Annotated in this window: 18 protein-coding genes; 8 read left to right on the top strand and 10 right to left on the bottom strand. The window is 33.4% G+C overall.

The genetic code is table 11. The features are described from left to right. Positions 1-121: 121 nt before the first annotated feature. Together RC62_RS01395 and RC62_RS01390 are read right to left on the bottom strand one after the other, a co-directional pair. Positions 122-1,078 carry a glycosyltransferase family 2 protein gene (locus RC62_RS01395; RefSeq protein ID WP_055091862.1) on the bottom strand — a complete coding sequence of 319 codons (957 nt, stop codon included), beginning with the start codon at positions 1,076-1,078 and terminating at the stop codon, positions 122-124. 8 nt (positions 1,079-1,086) lie between these two features. Further along, positions 1,087-1,620 (bottom strand): DUF4199 domain-containing protein, encoded by a 534-nt coding sequence (locus RC62_RS01390; RefSeq protein ID WP_055091860.1) that lies wholly within the window; start codon positions 1,618-1,620, stop codon positions 1,087-1,089. A gap of 249 nt (positions 1,621-1,869) precedes the next feature. Here RC62_RS01390 and RC62_RS01385 point away from each other — a divergent pair, with 249 nt between their 5' ends. Together RC62_RS01385 and RC62_RS01380 are read left to right on the top strand one after the other, a co-directional pair. Beyond that, positions 1,870-2,124: a type B 50S ribosomal protein L31 gene (locus tag RC62_RS01385; protein WP_008464817.1), complete on the top strand. Its 255-nt coding sequence runs from the start codon at positions 1,870-1,872 to the stop codon at positions 2,122-2,124. Between the two features lie 217 nt (positions 2,125-2,341). Beyond that, positions 2,342-3,517: a GlmU family protein gene (locus RC62_RS01380; protein ID WP_055091858.1), complete on the top strand. Its 1,176-nt coding sequence runs from the start codon at positions 2,342-2,344 to the stop codon at positions 3,515-3,517. 93 nt (positions 3,518-3,610) lie between these two features. On the opposite strand, the gene RC62_RS01375 is transcribed toward RC62_RS01380, so the two are convergent. Beyond that, positions 3,611-4,054: a PepSY-like domain-containing protein gene (locus RC62_RS01375; RefSeq protein WP_055091856.1), complete on the bottom strand. Its 444-nt coding sequence runs from the start codon at positions 4,052-4,054 to the stop codon at positions 3,611-3,613. A gap of 201 nt (positions 4,055-4,255) precedes the next feature. Between RC62_RS01375 and RC62_RS01370 the strand changes: the two genes are divergently transcribed. From RC62_RS01370 to RC62_RS01360, 3 genes are all read left to right on the top strand, one after another. Further along, positions 4,256-5,890, top strand: coding sequence for an ABC-F family ATP-binding cassette domain-containing protein (locus tag RC62_RS01370; protein WP_055091854.1), 1,635 nt, complete (start codon positions 4,256-4,258; stop codon positions 5,888-5,890). 227 nt (positions 5,891-6,117) lie between these two features. Then, positions 6,118-7,248 carry a porin gene (locus tag RC62_RS01365; RefSeq protein ID WP_245176761.1) on the top strand — a complete coding sequence of 377 codons (1,131 nt, stop codon included), beginning with the start codon at positions 6,118-6,120 and terminating at the stop codon, positions 7,246-7,248. Positions 7,249-7,269: 21 nt separating this feature from the next. After that, the gene (locus RC62_RS01360; protein WP_055091850.1) at positions 7,270-8,700 is read left to right on the top strand and encodes an anion permease; all 1,431 of its coding nucleotides are present in this window, start codon (positions 7,270-7,272) and stop codon (positions 8,698-8,700) included. Here RC62_RS01360 and RC62_RS01355 read toward each other — a convergent pair. Next, positions 8,697-9,008 carry an N-acetyltransferase gene (locus RC62_RS01355; RefSeq protein WP_245176760.1) on the bottom strand — a complete coding sequence of 104 codons (312 nt, stop codon included), beginning with the start codon at positions 9,006-9,008 and terminating at the stop codon, positions 8,697-8,699. The genes RC62_RS01360 and RC62_RS01355 overlap by 4 nt on opposite strands. Positions 9,009-9,295: 287 nt before the next feature. Between RC62_RS01355 and RC62_RS01350 the strand changes: the two genes are divergently transcribed. Continuing rightward, positions 9,296-9,955 carry an alpha/beta hydrolase gene (locus tag RC62_RS01350; RefSeq protein ID WP_055091848.1) on the top strand — a complete coding sequence of 220 codons (660 nt, stop codon included), beginning with the start codon at positions 9,296-9,298 and terminating at the stop codon, positions 9,953-9,955. A gap of 286 nt (positions 9,956-10,241) precedes the next feature. Here the strand turns inward: RC62_RS01350 and RC62_RS01345 are convergent, their stop codons facing one another. Then, the gene (locus tag RC62_RS01345) at positions 10,242-10,757 is read right to left on the bottom strand and encodes a hypothetical protein (RefSeq protein WP_055091846.1); all 516 of its coding nucleotides are present in this window, start codon (positions 10,755-10,757) and stop codon (positions 10,242-10,244) included. Positions 10,758-10,923: 166 nt separating this feature from the next. On the opposite strand from RC62_RS01345, the gene rpmH reads away from it, so the two are divergent. After that, positions 10,924-11,085, top strand: coding sequence for a 50S ribosomal protein L34 (gene rpmH, locus RC62_RS01340; protein WP_008464848.1), 162 nt, complete (start codon positions 10,924-10,926; stop codon positions 11,083-11,085). Positions 11,086-11,232: 147 nt separating this feature from the next. Further along, complete coding sequence (gene carB, locus RC62_RS01335; RefSeq protein WP_055091844.1) at positions 11,233-14,088, top strand: carbamoyl-phosphate synthase large subunit; 2,856 nt, start codon at positions 11,233-11,235, stop codon at positions 14,086-14,088. An 83-nt stretch (positions 14,089-14,171) separates the two neighbouring features. Here carB and yiaA read toward each other — a convergent pair whose 3' ends face one another. The 5 genes from yiaA to RC62_RS01310 all read right to left on the bottom strand — a co-directional run bounded on the left by yiaA (position 14,172) and on the right by RC62_RS01310 (position 16,804). Next, positions 14,172-14,567: an inner membrane protein YiaA gene (gene yiaA / locus RC62_RS01330; RefSeq protein WP_055091841.1), complete on the bottom strand. Its 396-nt coding sequence runs from the start codon at positions 14,565-14,567 to the stop codon at positions 14,172-14,174. Positions 14,568-14,734: 167 nt separating this feature from the next. After that, positions 14,735-15,274 carry a DUF4252 domain-containing protein gene (locus RC62_RS01325; protein ID WP_055091839.1) on the bottom strand — a complete coding sequence of 180 codons (540 nt, stop codon included), beginning with the start codon at positions 15,272-15,274 and terminating at the stop codon, positions 14,735-14,737. Position 15,275: 1 nt separating this feature from the next. Further along, complete coding sequence (locus tag RC62_RS01320; protein ID WP_055091836.1) at positions 15,276-15,803, bottom strand: DUF4252 domain-containing protein; 528 nt, start codon at positions 15,801-15,803, stop codon at positions 15,276-15,278. 16 nt (positions 15,804-15,819) lie between these two features. Beyond that, a complete protein-coding gene (locus RC62_RS01315; protein WP_055091834.1) occupies positions 15,820-16,308 on the bottom strand; it encodes a hypothetical protein in 489 nt (162 codons plus the stop codon). Next, the gene (locus RC62_RS01310; RefSeq protein ID WP_055091832.1) at positions 16,295-16,804 is read right to left on the bottom strand and encodes an RNA polymerase sigma factor; all 510 of its coding nucleotides are present in this window, start codon (positions 16,802-16,804) and stop codon (positions 16,295-16,297) included. The genes RC62_RS01315 and RC62_RS01310 overlap by 14 nt, the downstream gene beginning before the upstream one ends. Positions 16,805-16,995 lie beyond the last annotated feature (191 nt).

Genomic DNA, 16,995 nt, shown 5'->3' with positions numbered 1-16,995 from the left:
TACTTCGTTAGCTCTCTTTGCTCTTGTCTGCTGTACGCTAGTTCCCCATTTAAAAAACAAAGCTTTTTAGCCGTAGTTTTTTAAATTGTGAGATGCCTCAACCATAAGGGAGGACTTCGCGTTAAAAATTAACTTCTCGGGCTACTTTATAACGTGCTTCGTTGCTTTTAGTTCTTAAAATAATCTCCCCAAGAAAACCTGCAAGAAATAATTGAGTTCCTAAAATCATAGTTGTTAAAGCAATAAAGAACCAGGGATTACTGGTGATTAAGCTGTATTTCATTCCGTTATACATATGGTACAATTTCGAAACTCCAATATAACCCGCCAATAAAAATCCGATAATAAACATTAATGAGCCCATGGCGCCAAATAAATGCATTGGTCTTTTTCCGAATCGTGATAAAAACCAAATCGTAATCAGGTCAAGGAAACCGTTTATAAAACGCTCCATTCCAAATTTAGTTTCACCATATTTACGAGCCTGATGAATAACTACTTTTTCACCAATTTTACCAAAACCGGCATTTTTTGCTAAAACCGGAATGTATCGGTGCATTTCGCCAGATACTTCAATGTTTTTTACGACTGTATTTTTATAAGCTTTTAATCCGCAGTTGAAATCATTCAATTCAACACCCGAAGTTTTTCTGGCCGCCCAGTTAAAAAGTTTAGACGGAAGATTTTTCGCCACAACAGAGTCGTAACGTTTCTTTTTCCAGCCTGAAACCAAGTCAAATTTTTGGGCCGTGATCATTTCGTATAATCCTGGAATCTCATCCGGACTATCCTGTAAATCGGCATCCATAGTAATAATAACATCACCCTTTGCTTTTGCAAAACCAGCATGTAAAGCCTGTGATTTTCCAAAATTCTTCATGAAACGAATCCCTTTTACATTAGGATTTTCGTTAGAAAAACTTTCAATAATATTCCAAGAATCATCTGTACTTCCATCATCTACAAAAATGATTTCATAAGAGTAATTATTAGATTGCATCACTTTAATAATCCACGAGTAGAGTTCTTTCAGTGATTCCTCCTCATTAAGAAGCGGTATAAGTATAGATAGATTCATTTATATTATTATTCTTGTATAGTAGTTTTACTTTTAAAAAATGCTGCGAAAATTAATCCAAAAATTGAACTGACAACGATTGCAAAAACAGATCCTTTAAGTAATTCTAAAGTAGAATATGGATTTGTTTCTTTCATTTTGTCAATAGTTTCATTGATTACAGAAGCCGGTGATCCAAATTTTTGCATCATGTTTGCCGTATATTTAATAATCAATTCGTTCAGGGTGTCTTTTGCTGCCGGGTCAATAAAATTGAATAGGATAATATTAAAAAATGTAGAAATCAGAATTCCAATTACCGCAGCTATAAAATAAGTAGTAAAAGCTTCTTTAAAAGAAAAAACTCCTCTTAAATCTTTCTTGGTTTTAGAAAGTAAAACGATACATATAGTAAGGTTAATAGCCAGACTTAAAAGCCCGATCCACCACGAAGTGAATAAATTTAAATCAACCGCATATATAGTGCTCGTAACTAATGCAGATGCAACTCCAATCATTACACCATAAGTAATACCATTCTTTTTTATAACTTCATTAATCATATTTCTATATGTTTTAAAATTAATCCACAAATATAGCAATTCCCAATATATTGAGAGACAAAAAAAGCTTTTTGAATTTAACTAAAAAAAAGTGGGCTAAACATTTGTAGATTAAAAAAGAATTGTAAATTTGCAACCTGAAATAATAAAAAGTTTTAAACAAAAAAGAGTATCCTTTGTTTACACCTTTTTCTAACCATGAAAAAGCTTCAAAATAAAAATGCTCTAAACAATAAATAAAAAGAAAAGATGAAAAAAGGAATTCACCCAGAAAATTACAGATTAGTTGCATTTAAAGACATGTCAAATGACGAAGTTTTTATCACTAAATCTACTGCAGATACAAAAGAAACAATTGAAGTTGACGGAGTTGAGTATCCAGTTGTAAAAATGGAGATTTCTAGAACATCTCACCCTTTTTATACTGGTAAATCTAAACTTATCGATACTGCAGGACGTATTGATAAATTCAAAACTAAATATGCAAAACACGCTAAAAAATAATAGCTGTTTATACTTATATAAAAGCCTTCCAATTTGGGAGGCTTTTTTTATACCCTTATTTTTAGCCGAAGAATGAACCAACGCAGCAAATTTGTGGCGAAAAAAGTGCATTTCTTCATTTTGAGCAGAAACACGTTTAATAGAACAAATAAAATATTTGTAACTTTGAACTCGATAACCAAATCAGATTTTAACAAGTACCAAATATTTTTTATTTATGAATTACATTCTTTTTGACGGTCCCGTCCGGAATGCTTTATTACCTTTTACTTTTACAAGACCAGTTGCGGACATACTAATTGGAATAATGACGATTCGCCAAAAATGGGAAACGCGTTTAGGTTCGACTATAACCACTATTACTGAAGATTACTTGTCAACCAAATTTCCAATGGTTGAAATGGAAGAAAACGTAATGATCAATGCAGCATATTTGCCAAATGATACGCTTGCAGAATTAGTTTCTGATTTAAAAGAGAATCAGGCAATCTTTAAAGGCGATGATGTTATTGCTTTTTTTACCAATGAAAACCAGGAAGAAGTTGACTTTGATTTGTATGAAATTATTCAGTACAACGACGATGTTTTAACTGTAGAACATACATGGGATATTTTCTCTAAAAATGATGCTGCCATTCGTGAAGATTTTATTTATCTGACCGAAGACAGAAAATCACAGCCAATCCCAAAAAGTGTAAATGTTATTGCTCCTGAAAATATTTTTATTGAGGAAGGTGCGAAACTAGAATTTGTAACCTTAAATGCTTCAGGCGGTCCTATATATATAGGTAAGAATTCTGAAATTATGGAAGGAACCGTAATTCGTGGTCCTTTTGCTTTATGCGAAAATGCTCAGGTAAAATTAAATGCTAAAGTTTATGGAGCTACAACTGTTGGTCCTGGATCAAGAATAGGAGGAGAAGTTAAAAATTCGGTTCTTTTTGCAAATTCAAATAAAGGGCATGACGGATTTCTGGGAGATTCTGTTTTAGGTGAATGGTGTAATATTGGAGCAGACAGTAACAATTCGAATCTTAAAAACAACTATGAGGAAGTAAAATTATGGAGTTACGAAACAGAAGGTTTTGCAAAAACCGGACTTCAGTTTTGTGGTTTAATGATGGGAGATCATAGTAAATGCGGAATCAACACGATGTTTAATACCGGAACGGTAGTAGGAGTAAGCGCCAATATTTTTGGAAGTGGGTTTCCTCGCAATTTCGTGCCGAGTTTTTCGTGGGGAGGAGCGGCAGGTTTTACAACTTATGTAACCAAAAAAGCTTTTGAAACTGCAAAATTAGTTATGGGAAGACGAAACATAGATTTCGACGATACAGAAGCAGCAATCTTAGAATATATTTTTGAGGAAACTAAAAAATGGAGAAAAGATTAATTTTAATTAGATAATTAGTCAATTTGATAATGAGATAATTTAACAAACCCGACACGTTTTAAAGCCTGTCGGGTTTTGTTTTTTTATAAAATGCTATTTGTCTATTTTAGTAAAATCTCCTTTTAAGTTGAATTTTAATTCTAAACCATTGGTTAGTTTTGTTTCGTAACCGGAAGATCCTAGTTCTATTTTGATTATTTTTTCTTTGCGGAAATTTGTTTTTATATACGAAGCGACTTTTTTCGGGATAATAGACGAAGGGATTTTAGAGCCATTACCATCTACTTCCTTCCAGTTTCCTTTTTTATCAAATTCAATTTCTGTTTTATTGTCAAACTGAACTTTATATTCTGTAGAGAGGATTTCTTTGTCTTCTATTATATAGCTTGGTTTTTTAGATCCAAAGTGGGTCTTTAGAAAAGTTTGAGCATTTGCCGGTAAATTTTCCTTTTTGATTACAGTTTTTTGTGCATTCGCAGAAAGTCCAAATAGTAGTCCTGCAAGTAGGCCAACTGCCAAGTTTAATTTCGTTTTCATTTTTTCCTGATTTTTAATTATTATACAAGATAAGGTGAAAATTTTAAAATATGTAAGAATATTGGTGTGATTTAAAAAATCTAACAATCCGGTAATCTAAATAATATTGTCTAATACTCTAATTAATCTATCTTTGCGCTTTCAAAAAATACTTGCTAAGAAATCTAAGAATCTAAGCAGTCTAAAAATCTAAAAATCTAAATGATTACAGTTAACGATATTTCGGTTCAGTTTGGTGGAACTACATTATTTAGCGATGTTTCTTTTGCTATAAATGAAAATGATAAAATTGCCCTTATGGGTAAAAATGGTGCGGGAAAATCGACACTTTTAAAAATAATTGCAGGTCAAAGCAAGCCTTCTACCGGAAGTATCTCTGCCCCAAAAGATGCTGTTGTGGCTTATTTGCCTCAGCATTTATTGACTAAAGATGGTTCTACAGTAATGGAAGAAGCGTCTAAAGCTTTTGGTGAAATTTTTAAAATGAAAGCCGAAATCGATGAAATCAACGAACAATTAACCGTTCGTACAGATTATGAAAGTGATGCTTATATGAAATTAATCGAAAGAGTTTCTGACTTAAGCGAAAAGTTTTATGCTATCGAAGAAGTAAATTACGAAGCTGAAGTTGAGAAAATATTAGTTGGTTTAGGTTTTGAACGTGAAGATTTTACACGTCAGACTTCTGAGTTTTCTGGAGGATGGAGAATGCGAATTGAATTGGCTAAAATTTTATTACAAAAACCAGACTTAATTTTACTGGATGAGCCAACCAACCACATGGATATCGAAAGTATTCAGTGGTTAGAAGAATTCCTGATTAATTCAGCAAAAGCAGTTGTAGTAATTTCTCACGATAGGGCATTTGTAGATAATATTACCAATCGTACTATCGAAGTTACAATGGGAAGAATCTACGATTATAAAGCAAAATATTCTCATTACTTAGAATTGAGAAAAGATCGTCGCGTACACCAACAAAAAGCATACGATGAGCAGCAAAAAATGATTGCTGATAACAGGGCATTTATTGATCGTTTTAAGGGGACATTCTCTAAAACTGATGCCGTTCAGTCTCGTGTAAAAATGCTTGAGAAATTAGTTATCGTACAAGTTGATGAAGTTGATAACTCAGCATTGAAACTTAAATTCCCACCTGCAGCACGTTCCGGACAATATCCGGTTGTGGTAAAAGAACTTTCGAAATCATATGGTGATCATGTAGTTTTTAAAGATGCTAATGTTGTGATTGAAAGAGGTGAGAAAGTAGCTTTTGTAGGTAAAAATGGAGAAGGAAAATCGACTATGATCAAAGCGATCATGAAAGAAATTGGTATTGATGAAGGAAGTGTTGAAATTGGTCACAATTCTCAAATTGGATATTTTGCTCAAAACCAAGCTTCATTATTAGATGAGAATGCTACGATATTCGAAACTATAGATGCAATTGCTGTTGGAGATGTCCGTACACAAATAAAAAATATTCTTGGAGCTTTTATGTTTCAGGGAGATGATATCACTAAGAAAGTAAAAGTACTTTCAGGAGGAGAAAAAACACGTTTGGCAATGATTAAATTATTGTTGGAGCCTGTTAATTTATTAATTCTCGATGAGCCTTCGAATCACTTGGATATGAAGACTAAAGATATTATTAAAGATGCATTACGCGATTTTGACGGGACATTAATCCTTGTTTCTCACGATCGTGATTTCCTTGACGGATTAGCAACTAAAGTATTTGAGTTTGGAAACAAACGCGTCAAAGAGCATTTTGAAGATGTAGCAGGTTTCCTGGCTCATAAGAAAATGGATTCAATGAGAGAAATCGAAAAATAATTTTTCTATTTTAAAAATATAAAGGTATAAGTTCGTTCTTATACCTTTTTTTATTTTATGAATATTCACAATGAAATTTTAATGCAGATTTTTTTTACAATATATTTAAATTTTCCTTAATTTGGTAAGATATTTTGTAGGAGTGTATCTGTTTTAAGGTTGCTTAAATAAAACAATGCGCTAAGGTCTCATTTTTATTTCTGGTATGTATGAATCGGTCTTTCCTAATGAAAATTATTTTTGTCTTTGTATTCATGCCGCTTTTGGTTCATGCTCAAAATGAAAATCAAAAGACAACCGATTCTGAAAGTAGCGTTAAGTATCCTCAATTTCAGTTTAGAGGACTTTTACAGGCTAGATATTTAGAAAGTTTTGGTGATAATGTTGATGTTTTGGGAGTTCATCATTCTACAGGTGACGTGACTCAAAGCTCATTTGATATCAAAAGAATGCGTGTAGGTCTTACTACTAAATTAGGTGAAGCCACAGAAGTGGTTATTTTGGTAAACCTTGCTGATTTTAAATCAGATCCTAAAGGTAAAGTTCTTGAAAATGCTTACGGAAAATATACTTTCAATAAATATATAGCTTTAACTGGTGGTCAGTTTCGACCTGCGTTTGGTATAGAGGAATTAGTTCCTGTGGATATAATTAAATCATTTGATTTTTCGAATCAATATTATGAATTCGGAAAAAATGGCTGGACAAGTTTTCAAATTGGAGCTTCTGCTTCCGGAGTTTTTGATATTGGTAAAATTCCGGTGAGTTATGCCGTTTCTGTTTTGAACGGAAACGGGAAAAATCAGGAAATGGATAATGACAATGGAAAACAATATTCGACAAGATGGGTTTTTGAATTGTCAAAACAGCATAAAATAAATTTAGGATTAAATGGTGGTATCGGAAAAAGATCAGATCAAAAAGTGTTTGCTTTGGGAGCTGATATTACCAGTGATTTTAAACTTACTGACAGGTTTACTTTTGATTTGCAGATAGAATATAAACAAGGTACAAATCATAATCTTTATTTTTCTTTACCCGCTGATGCAAGAACTCCTAATGTTGATGATTATCAAATGCGTGGTGTTTATTTTTTGCCTAATTTAAGGTATGTTGTGGATTATAAAAAATTGACTTCACTGGAATTATCATGTAGATTTGAATCATTTGATAATAATTATAAAGTGAATTCGAATGTGCGAAAAACCTATACACCTATGATAAGCCTTGAATTTGGTAAAGCATATTTAGGCCGTATAGAAATGGGATTTGAAATAGACCGATACGATAAAAACATTCCTGACACCTCTTTTTATGATGATGATTTATTTCTGATTCAGTTGCAGCTCAGACTTTAATTTAATTTTAATTCTTGTTTTATGAAAGAAGTAAAAATTCCTCAATCGCTTATAACACTTGCAATTGGAATTGCAATTTGGTTTATTCCTGCTCCTGATGGAGTTGTGATTGAAGCATGGCATCTATTCGCCATTTTTGTAGCTACTATTTTAGGAATTATTCTAAAGGCTGCGCCTATGGGTACTATGTGTATGATTGCTATTGCTATGACTGCGTTTTCTCAGGTTTTGGCTCCCGGTGAAGCAGGCAAGTCGATTACACTGGCATTAAGAGGTTTTGGTGATAAGGTAATCTGGCTTATCGGAATTTCGTTTTTTATTGCCAGAGGTTTTATCAAAACCGGTTTAGGAAACAGGATTGCTTTTTTGTTTATTAGGATATTCGGAAAAAGTTCGCTTGGCCTCGCTTATGGTTTAGGTCTCGCAGATTTAGTTCTGGCTCCGGCAGTACCAAGTAATACTGCAAGAGGAGGAGGGATTATTTATCCTATTATGAAATCGATGTCAATGAGTTTTGGTTCAATGCCGGATCAGCCCGAAACACATAGAAAATTAGGTGCATATCTTACTTTGAGCAGCTATAATGCAAACCTGATTGCTTCGTCTATGTTCCTGACCGGAACAGCAAGTAACCCAATGTGTCAGAAATTTGCACTTAACCTGGGGATTAAAATTAATTGGATTTCTTGGGCAACTGCAGCAATAGTTCCCGGTTTGGTGGCTTTTTTTGTGATTCCCTTTGTATTGTATAAAATTTATCCGCCAGAACTTAAAAAAACGGGAGATGCTCCGCAAATTGCGGCTCAAAAACTAAAAGAAATGGGCGCAATCTCCCGCAACGAATGGATGATGTTGTTTACTTTTTTTATTTTGTTATTTCTCTGGATGACAGGAGATTTATTCTCTATTGATGCTACAACAACTGCATTTATTGGTTTGGTGATTTTATTGCTTACATCTGTTTTAACCTGGGAAGACGTAAAAGCCGAAAAAGGTGCCTGGGATACAATTGTTTGGTTTTCGGTTTTGGTAATGATGGCAAGTTCGCTTAACGAATTAGGATTTATAGGTTGGTTTAGTAACTTGGTAAAAGCTGAGATTGGCGGATTAAGCTGGCAAATGGCTTTTCCTATTATTATATTAGTGTACTTTTTTAGCCATTACCTTTTTGCAAGTGCAACAGCACACGTTGCTGCAATGTATGCGGCTTTACTTGGTGTAGGTGTATCGCTTGGGATTCCGGGATTGTTATTAGCTTTTATGCTTGGTTTTGTGGGATCACTTTACGGAACATTAACGCATTATGGTCACGGGCCGGCACCTGTTTTCTTTGGGAGCGGCTACGTAGATTTAAAAAACTGGTGGGTCAAAGGTTTAGTCACCGGATTAACAATGTTACTTATTTACATGGTTATCGGTGGGTTATGGCTAAGACTTATTGGGTATTTTTAAATTCGGATTCCCGGAGGAAGTAACTCTTTATACTTTGGATTTTTTTTGATAAATAAAACAATCTTCGGGTGAATGGGCATCAGCCTAAATTTCTTTTCAACGATGATTTCCATAATGTTTTTAAGTAAGGCATCAATTAATGCTTGATTCTCAAAACCTTCAGGAGTGTTTATTTTGGTTAAGAAAATTTTCTTTTCCTGAAAAGAATACTCTACAGATAGTAGTCCTTCAGGTACTATGGTTTCAAATTGTCTTGCAAAAGTGTTGTCTTTGATTGCCATAGTTTCAATAGGTTCCATATTAGTCATGTTTTAATGTAGGTTAAAATAATAATAGAAAAAAGAACGAAAAAATATTCAAACAAAATCTTTTAGAAGATGTCAAAATGTAGTTGATTTGGAATACAAAGGTAATCATTTGATTTTCAATATAAAATTATTTTTAAAAGATCTTAATTAGTCCCCATAGCGCTGTAGTTTTGTAATTTTATTTGGTTTAAAAAATAATTATGGTGTAAGATTTGCAGTGCATATAGCTAAAAAAAGTATTTTTAGCTTAAAATTAAGCGCTGTAACCATAATCACTTTTCAAACAAATGAGTAAAATTCCTGTATATTTTATGCCTGGCCTGGCGGCAAGTCCGGCTATTTTTGAAAGAATCAAATTAGATGAATCTGTTTTTGAGGTTTTTTTGCTGGAATGGGAGATTCCTCAGCCAAAAGAAGCGTTGACGGATTATGCCCTTAGAATTTCAAAAAATATCAAACATGAGAATCCGGTTTTAATAGGTGTTTCTTTTGGAGGAATCCTGGTTCAGGAAATAGCAAAACATATTGAAGCGCGAAAAGTAATAATTATTTCGAGTGTAAGAAGTAATGCCGAATTCCCGAGAAGAATGAAAATAGGTAAAACTACAAAAGCCTACAAACTCATTCCGATGAAGTTGATTTTGAATATTGAAAATCTTGCAAAGTATTCCTTTGGAGAAAAAATCAATAAGCGAATTAAATTATATGAGAAGTTTTTAGCAGTTCGCGACCTTAAATATTTACAATGGGCAGTAGAATCGGTTATTTTATGGAATAGAAATGAAATTGATCCAAAGGTGGTTCATATTCATGGCGATCAGGATGATGTTTTTCCTATTAAGTATATCAACAGTTGTATTGTGGTAAAAGGAGGAACTCATATTATGATCCTTAATAAATATAAATGGCTGAACGAGAATTTACCTTCGATTATATTGGAGGATTAAATGTTGATTTGTTTTTAAATAGAACTACACTAGGCAATCTTGCCATCCTGACAGAGCAAGAAACTAACACAAAGTGGTTTTGCACAATCTTGTCATCCTGAGGAACGAAGGATCTCCGCAAGAAACTAACACAACGATTATTTAGCATGTCGAGCTACTAACAGAGATCCTTCGTTCCTCAGGATGACAAGATTGCGTAAAAAAGCCTCGACTTCGCTCAGCCTGACAAAAAAAATCCCATTCGCCGCGGCGAATGGGATTTTAATATATTATAATTTAAAGAAATTTAGATTTTCTTCATTTGTTCTTTCATCATTGTGATTTGCTCTTTCAACATTCCTTGTTTGTCTAATTTCTTAGCTTCATTCAATAAATTTGTAGCTTCAAGTTTTCTGCGGCGTGACATGGCTACTCCGGCAAGGTTTAATTTTGCTACGGCCAAATCCATATCCATTGATAGTCCAAGTTCGATAGCTTTCTTGAAATGTTTCTCTGCCTGATTGATATTGGTTTGAGATAACATGATTCCGTGAAGATAATTAAAGTATCCTTGTTGTTTTCTTACTAAAGCTGCTTCCGGGTTTTTGATGTATGCCAGCCATTTTTTAGCACCTTCGAAGTCTTGTTTTCTTAATTTAAGGAAGGCTAAAAGGATAAATTCATTTTTAAAGTAAAGAAAAATTGGAATTGCAGTTAGTAAAATAAGGAAAATTCCATTCCCGATATTACTCTCTGTAAATTGGTAAATGCCTGCAACTACAAGAAGTCCGGCCAAAATAAGTTTAATATTTTTGTGAAACATAATAGATGTATATTTGTAATTGCAAAGATAGTAAAATGAATTAAAAATATTTTTATAAAACTACTTGCGAGAAAAAAAAGTCTTTGTATATTTGCACTCGGTTTTAGAGTAACGATATTCAAAAACGGAAAAGAGATATTAGATACCATTTTAAAGATACAAAGCAATGAGCAAAAGAACATTTCAACCATCGAAAAGAAAAAGAAGAAATAAGCACGGATTTATGGACAGAATGGCTTCTGCGAATGGAAGAAAAGTTCTAGCGCGTAGAAGAGCAAAAGGAAGACATAAATTAACTGTTTCTAGCGAGCCTAGACACAAAAAATAATGTTTGTATAAACATACATAAGGCGATTACTTTTTTAGTATCGCCTTTTTTTATACCTTGTCGGTAAAAAATTTGTAACATTCTAGTTTCTAAAGCACTGTGAATGTTTTTGAATGCATATTATAATAACTACACAATACACACAAAATGCCTAAAGACACATCAATAAAATCAGTTTTAATAATAGGGTCAGGTCCTATTGTTATTGGTCAAGCTTGCGAATTTGATTATGCAGGTTCTCAATCTGCACGTTCTATTCGTGAAGAAGGAATTGAAGTTATCTTGATAAACTCAAATCCAGCAACAATTATGACCGACCCAACAATGGCCGATCATGTTTATTTGAAACCATTAACTACAAAATCGATTATTGAAATTCTGAAAGAACATCCACAAATTGATGCTGTTTTGCCAACAATGGGCGGACAAACAGCTTTGAATTTATGTTTGGAAGCTGAAGAAAAAGGAATCTGGCAGGATTTTGGAGTAAAATTAATTGGAGTTGATGTAAACGCAATTAATATTACAGAAGACAGAGAGCAATTTAAACAGCTTTTAGAAAGAATTAATGTACCAACTGCACCTGCAAAAACAGCTACTTCGTACTTAGAAGGAAAAGAAATTGCTCAGGAATTTGGTTTTCCGCTTGTAATTCGTCCTTCGTTTACACTTGGAGGAACAGGAGCAGCAATTGTTTATAAAAAAGAAGATTTTGATGAGCTTTTAACCCGTGGACTTGAAGCATCTCCAATTCATGAAGTTTTAATTGATAAAGCTTTAATGGGATGGAAAGAATATGAGTTAGAGCTTTTAAGAGATAAAAATGATAATGTTGTAATCATTTGTTCGATCGAAAATATGGATCCAATGGGAATTCATACCGGAGACTCGATTACGGTTGCACCAGCAATGACATTATCAGACACAACATTCCAAAAATTACGTGACTATGCTATCCTGATGATGCGTAGTATTGGTAATTTTGCAGGAGGTTGCAACGTACAATTCGCAGTTTCACCAGACGAAAAAGAAGATATCGTAGCGATCGAGATTAATCCTCGTGTGTCTCGTTCATCTGCTTTGGCATCAAAAGCAACGGGTTACCCAATTGCTAAAATTGCTTCTAAACTAGCTTTAGGATACAATCTTGATGAATTGCAAAATCAAATTACAAAATCAACTTCGGCTCTTTTTGAACCAACTTTGGATTATGTAATTGTAAAAATACCTCGTTGGAACTTTGATAAATTCGAAGGTGCTGACAGAACATTGGGTCTTCAAATGAAATCTGTTGGTGAAGTAATGGGAATTGGACGTTCTTTCCAGGAAGCATTACACAAAGCAACTCAATCTCTTGAAATCAAGAGAAATGGTTTAGGAGCTGACGGAAAAGGATATAAAAACTACGAACAAATTATCGAGAAACTGACTTTCGCTAGTTGGGACCGTGTTTTTGTAATTTATGATGCAATCGCAATGGGAATTCCGTTGAGCCGTATTCATGAAATCACAAAAATCGATATGTGGTTCTTAAAACAATATGAAGAGCTTTATACTTTAGAGAAAGAAATTTCGAACTACAAAGTATCAAATCTTCCAAAAGAACTTTTGCTTGAAGCGAAACAAAAAGGTTTTGCTGACAGACAAATTGCTCACATGGTAAATTGTCTTGAAAGTGAAGTGCATACTTTGCGTATGGACCAAAATATCAACCGTGTGTTTAAACTGGTTGATACTTGTGCGGCTGAGTTTAAAGCAAAAACTCCTTATTATTATTCTACTTTTGAGGCTGAAATCGAAAAAGCAAATGGTGAGCGTTATGTAGATAATGAAAGTGTTGTAACAGATAAAAAGAAAATCATCGTTCTGGGTTCAGGACCAAACAGAATTGGACAAGGAATTGAATTTGATTATTCTTGTGTACACGGAGTTCTGGCTGCTAAAGAATGTGGTTATGAAACGATCATGATCAACTGTAATCCTGAAACAGTTTCGACAGATTTTGATACAGCTGATAAATTATACTTCGAACCAGTTTTCTGGGAGCATATTTATGACATCATTCAGCATGAAAAACCAGAAGGTGTTATTGTGCAATTAGGTGGGCAAACAGCTTTGAAACTGGCAGAAAAATTATCTAAATACGGAGTAAAAATCATCGGAACTAGTTTTGATGCACTTGATTTAGCCGAAGACAGAGGACGTTTCTCTGATTTATTGAGAGAATTACATATTCCTTTCCCACAATTCGGAATCGCTGAAACTGCTGACGAAGCTTCTGCGCTTGCAGATACTTTAGACTTCCCATTATTGATTCGTCCTTCTTATGTATTAGGAGGTCAGGGAATGAAAATCGTAATTAACAAAAAAGAATTGGAAGAGCACGTTATCAACTTATTGAAAACGATTCCAGGAAATAAATTACTTTTAGATCACTATTTAGCCGGAGCAATCGAAGCTGAAGCTGATGCGATTTGTGATGCCGACGGAAATGTATACATCATAGGAATTATGGAGCACATCGAACCTTGCGGAGTTCACTCTGGAGATAGTAATGCTACATTGCCGCCTTTTAACTTAGGAGAATTTGTGATGCAGCAGATTAAAGATCACACGATGAAAATCGCAAGAGCTTTAAAAACAGTTGGTTTAATCAACATTCAGTTTGCGATAAAAGATGATACGGTTTATATTATCGAGGCAAATCCAAGAGCTTCCAGAACGGTACCATTTATTGCAAAAGCTTACGGAGAACCTTATGTGAACTATGCTACGAAAGTAATGTTAGGTCATAATAAAGTAACTGACTTTGATTTTAATCCACAATTAAAAGGATATGCGATCAAACAACCGGTTTTCTCTTTCAGTAAATTCCATAATGTAAACAAAGCATTAGGACCAGAAATGAAATCAACTGGAGAAAGTATCTTATTTATTGATGACTTAAAAGACGATCAATTCTACGAATTGTACTCTAGAAGAAAAATGTATTTGAGTAAATAATCTCAAATTCTGATATAAAAAAAGCTCCAATGAAAATTGGAGCTTTTTATTTTAATACTGGAAGTTGGTTTATTTAATAAAAATTATTCATTAGAGATTGACATATTATCTCTGGTATTTTTTTGTACTGAAATTGCACCAAACAAAGCCAATAAAAAAGCAAATGCATAAAAACCTTTTTCGCTTGGTAAAATTGTAGCGTTCCAAAGACCAACAACTAATAATACAATAGATAACAGTGTTCCGAACCAGCAAATTCCGTAATAAATATCAGTAACCGGAAGTTTTTCAAGTCTGTCTCTCACACTTTTTTGTAAGGAAACAACAGCAAAAAGACCAAACATTAAAACGGTGAAATAATATCCTTTTTCGTTTAGTAACATTTCGGCTCTTGCAAGACCAACAATAAATCCAACTGTTCCAGCTCCAAGAGCTACCCAAGATGCCGCTATAAAGGCATTCGATGTTTTTTGTACCATATTAATTTATTTAATTCATGTTTTGGTTAATCACAAATATAAATAAATTAGGTTCTGATTCTAATAAATTGCAATAAATGTTATTCAGTATATTCTTCTAAATTGTTAAATAAAAAAGCTCCATAATCAAGGAGCTTTTTGTTTGAAAAAATAAAGTAAGATAGTTGTTATTGCTTAATCAATTGTTGCAGAGGCTTCAATTGTTCCATATCGATTTTTGATTCTTTTAAAACGGACATTAAAGTCATAATATTGTTTGGGTTCATATTTTTTCCTAATACCCTGACAACTGCAAATCCATTTTCTTTTTTATTGGCAAAAACTACGAATTCTTCAATATTATCATCTGTGCCTACATAGCTTATTGATGCACCGTCTTTACCAGAGCCAAAACTCATTAATTGCTGGTATTTTGGATCTTTTAGAATCGCTTTGACTTTTGCTCTTTCTGTTTCGAACTGAGCCTGATTTGTAGTATTGGCTTTAAAAGCTAAAATATTCATCTTATCAAATGATTTTAAAGCCTCATTTTGTTCTGCAGATAATTTTGTTTTCTCTACGTTCAAAATACTAGGTGAAACATCCAACGCGATAAAATCTTTATTATCGGTATTCTCAACAAAATATTTCTGCAATGAAGGATTAGAATTACAACTTACTAAAGTCAGTATTACTAAAAGGGCTGAGGTAAAAATGCTGATTTTCATCTTATTTTTTACCTTTAGAGGCTTTTTTTAGGTCAGAACCACCAGGAAGTTGCATCTTGTCTGTAAGTACTGAAATTTCGTTAATATCAAAATTACCTGTCAATGACAATAAAACAGTCTCATCGTTTTTTGCTCCGTCAACATACATCAGTAATTCTCTTACCTGAGAATCTGTTGCTCCGGATTTAACAGATATTCTAACGTTTCTTCCGCCATCATTAATTCGCATTAATTCTTCTAAACCGGCTGTTTTTACATATTTGTCAGCAGAGGCTTTCATATCTGCTTCAATTTTTGGGTTTTTAGTGGTAAAAACTTTTAGGTAATCTAATTTTTTAATCAGGTTAATGTATTGTTGTGTTTCCTTATCAGAAGCATCGACTTTTACTTTACTCATTAAATCGAACATCTTTTTGTTTACAATTACTGAGGTCACGTCGTCCTGACCATCAAATTTATCAAATGCTCCCTGTGCATAAAATGCGTGGCTAACGAATGCTAAAACTAGTGTTATGATGAAATTTTTCATTTTTGATTGATTTTAATTACTGTTTAAAAATTTTGTTTTTTGATTGTTCGTATTCTTTAATGTATTGTACGCTTTCGATACCTACATTAACATTGTTTGATAATAACGCCAAAGCTTTTTGCGTTGCAGCAAATGCTTCTTCGGGATCATCATAGGTTCCTAATTCTGATTGCGCTACAGCTGGGGCTGCATTTTTTTCGCTCACATAAAAGTAGGTTCCAACTCCTAGTAAAACAACAACAGAGGCTGCAATAGATAACCACGCTACATTTCGTTTTTTAGTTTTTAGTGGTATTGCTTCATCTGTTTGCACAAGATTCTCGAGTTCCTGCGTCGATTTTTGTTCTTTTACCTGAGAGAAATAACCAAACATAGGTTTGTATTGCTCTAAATGCTGCGCAACATTTGGTGAAGAAAAATATTCTTTTAATTCTTTTTCCTCTACAATACTGGTTTCTCCCTGAAAGTATTTTTCTAATATATCTTCTATTTTATTGAATTCCATAACGGTGTGTATTAAGCATTGATTCTCTAATTTTTTTTCTCGCTCTAGAAAGTGCTACCCGAATAGCCGTTTCATTCATGTTGACAATTTTCGCAATTTCATCAAATTCATATTGTTCAACATCGCGTAACTGAATTAATATTTGTAATTGTTCGGGCAACTGACTTATAATTTTTTCAACCCATTCCAGACTATTCGAATCCTCTAATTTTTTATCCAGTTGAGGTTCCCGATCTGTATAATTATTATGAACAATTTGAAGATTTCCGGCTCTTTTGGATTTTAATTGGTCCAGGCAATAATTTTTGGTCATTGTCATTGCCAGCGCTTCAACACTACTATACGAGTCTAAATTCTCTTTTTTGTTCCATAATTTAACCATTACTTCCTGAGTTGCATCTTCTGCCTCTTCGGTACTGGTTAACAATCTTTTTGCCAGACGAAAAACTTTGTCTTTAAAAGGATTTATTAATTCTATAAACACAATTTGGTTCATCTGTGGTTATTTTTTGGTTTTTGGTTAGAAATGATAATCCTTGTTTTAAATCTTTTTTCAGATAAAATTCAGAGTTATTTTCATTTCATAAACAAACCATTATTAGTTCGTTTATATAGTCAAGACGAGACACGATTATTTTTGTTACACGGCAGATGTAAATTTTAATAAAAAAAAACTCTTTAAAATAA

Origin of the sequence: Flavobacterium aquidurense, from assembly GCF_001404985.1 — a bacterium.
GTDB lineage: Bacteria > Bacteroidota > Bacteroidia > Flavobacteriales > Flavobacteriaceae > Flavobacterium > Flavobacterium aquidurense_B.
This window is presented reverse-complemented; position numbering and strand designations above follow the sequence as displayed.